Annotated in this window: 2 protein-coding genes; one reads left to right on the top strand and one right to left on the bottom strand. The window is 75.0% G+C overall.

Going from position 1 to position 2,064, the window contains the following annotated elements:
- Nucleotides 1–1,551: methyl-accepting chemotaxis protein (locus QSG27_RS28720; RefSeq protein ID WP_306712249.1), on the top strand; the 1,551-nt coding region annotated here is incomplete at its 5' end.
- A 24-nt stretch (nt 1,552–1,575) separates the two neighbouring features.
- Here QSG27_RS28720 and QSG27_RS28715 read toward each other — a convergent pair.
- Nucleotides 1,576–2,064, bottom strand: a 489-nt coding sequence (locus QSG27_RS28715; RefSeq protein ID WP_306712247.1) for a DUF2325 domain-containing protein, incomplete at its 5' end; no start/stop codon positions are given.

Raw genomic sequence — 2,064 nt, 5'->3', positions numbered from 1 at the left:
CCCCAGCTCGTGCGGCTGCGCGGGTCCGCGGCGGACATGGCCGAGCACGCCGGGCGCGAGCGCGGGCTGTTCAACGGCCTCATCAGCGGCGGGCGGCCCGTCGCTCCCGCGCAGGCGGAGGCGCTGGCGAAGTCCCGCGGACGGCTGGAGCAGGCGTGGGACGGCATCCGCGCCCTGCGCGCCCGGACGGACCTGACGCCCGATCTGGCGCGGGCCATCGACGGGGTCGAGGCCGCCTTCTTCCAGGGATTCGCCGAGACCCGGCAGGCGGTGCTGAAGGGCGGCGCGGATGGCCGTTACCCGCTGACCTCCGACGAGTGGATGGCGCGGGCGACCACGGGCATCGACGCCATCCTCGCGCTGGCCGGGGCGGCGGGCGGCGCCATCGACACGGCGGTCCTGCGGTCCGCGGAGACGGCGCAGCGCGGCTTCCTGGTCAGCCTCGCCGTCCTCACGGTCAGCCTGCTGCTGGGGGTGGGCGGCTCCGTGCTGGTGGTGCGCCGGGTCGTCGGCCCGCTGACGGCGATGACCGCGGCCATGCGGCAACTGGCGGACGGCGATCTGGCGGTGGCCATTCCCGGCGCCGGGCGCGGGGACGAGATCGGCGCCATGGCCGGGGCCGTCCGGATTTTCCAGGAGAACGCCGTCGCGCGGGACCGGCTGGAGGCCGAACGGATGCGCGAGCAGGAGCTGCGCGAGCGCCGGGCGGAAACGCTGGCCCGGCTGGCCCAGGGCTTCGAAGCCAAGGTGGGCGGGCTGGTCGGCACCCTGTCGTCCGCGGCGACGCAGATGGAGGCGACCGCCGGCACCATGTCGGCGGCGGCGCAGCAGACCAACCACCAGTCCTTCGCCGTGGCCGCCGCGTCGGAACAGGCGTCCACGAACGTGCAGACCGTGGCGGCGGCGACCGAACAGCTCACCGCGTCCATCCGGGAGATCGGCAACCGCGCCGCCCAGTCGCGCGCCGTCGCGACGCGGGCGGTCGAGGACGCCCGGCGGACGGATGAGACGGTGCGGCTCCTGGCCGGCAGCGCGCAGCGGATCGGCGAGGTGATCGGGCTGATCCAGGCGGTCGCCAGCCAGACCAACCTGCTGGCTCTCAACGCCACCATCGAGGCGGCCCGTGCCGGGGACGCCGGAAAGGGCTTCGCCGTCGTGGCGCAGGAGGTGAAGGCGCTGGCGAGCCAGACCGCCCAGGCGACCGACGACATCGCCGCCCAGGTCGCCCAGGTCCAGACCGTCACCCGGGAAGCCGTCGCGGCGATCCGGGCCATCGGCACCGTGATCGGCGAGGTGGACGAGATCGCCACGGCCATCGCCGCCGCGGTGGAGGAGCAGGGCGCCGCCACCCAGGAGATCACGCGCAACCTTCATCAGGCGGCGGCCGGCACGCAGCAGGTCGCGTCCAACATCGTGGGCGTCCAGCAGGCGGCCACCGACACCGGGGCGGCGGCCAGCCAGGTTCTGAGCGCAGCGCAGGAGCTGTCGCAGCAGGCGGAGCGGCTGACCGACGAGGTCGGCGACTTCCTCAACGGCGTCCGCTGCGCCTGACCGCAACCGGCGGGCGGGCGGGGCTCAATGGTGGGCGGCCTCCTCCCCGGGGCCGTCCTGTCCGAAGCTGTGCAGGATGCGGGCGAAGCTGGTCGCCCCGGCGCTGCGCATCGGGACGAAGGGCTTGCCCATCCGCCGGCACAGCCCCTTCACCCGCAGGCAGGCGTCGTGGCTGACGCAATCGACGGGGCAGACCACCACGTCGGCGCGCTCCACCAGCCCTTCCAGGCAGCGGGTGGTCTGCTCGAACCCGCCGTCATGGTGCAGCAGGCAACCATTGCGCGTCTCCACCGCCGCCCGCAGATGGGGCAGGCTCTTGGTCCGCCCACCCACATAGAGGATGGCGCGTCCTCCCAGATCGGTGGGGCCGAGGTCGGTGGGACCGGGACCGGTGGAGGCCGCGGCCTCGTCGGGAGACCGGCGGCGGGCCGGTGCCGCGGGCGCGTCGAGCAGGCGGCGCAGCCGCTCCACCTCGGCCTCCGCATGGCGGGCGCGCATGCGCTCGCTGGCGAC

It is taken from the genome of Azospirillum isscasi, assembly GCF_030849505.1.
GTDB classification, from domain to species: domain Bacteria; phylum Pseudomonadota; class Alphaproteobacteria; order Azospirillales; family Azospirillaceae; genus Azospirillum; species Azospirillum isscasi.
This window is presented reverse-complemented; position numbering and strand designations above follow the sequence as displayed.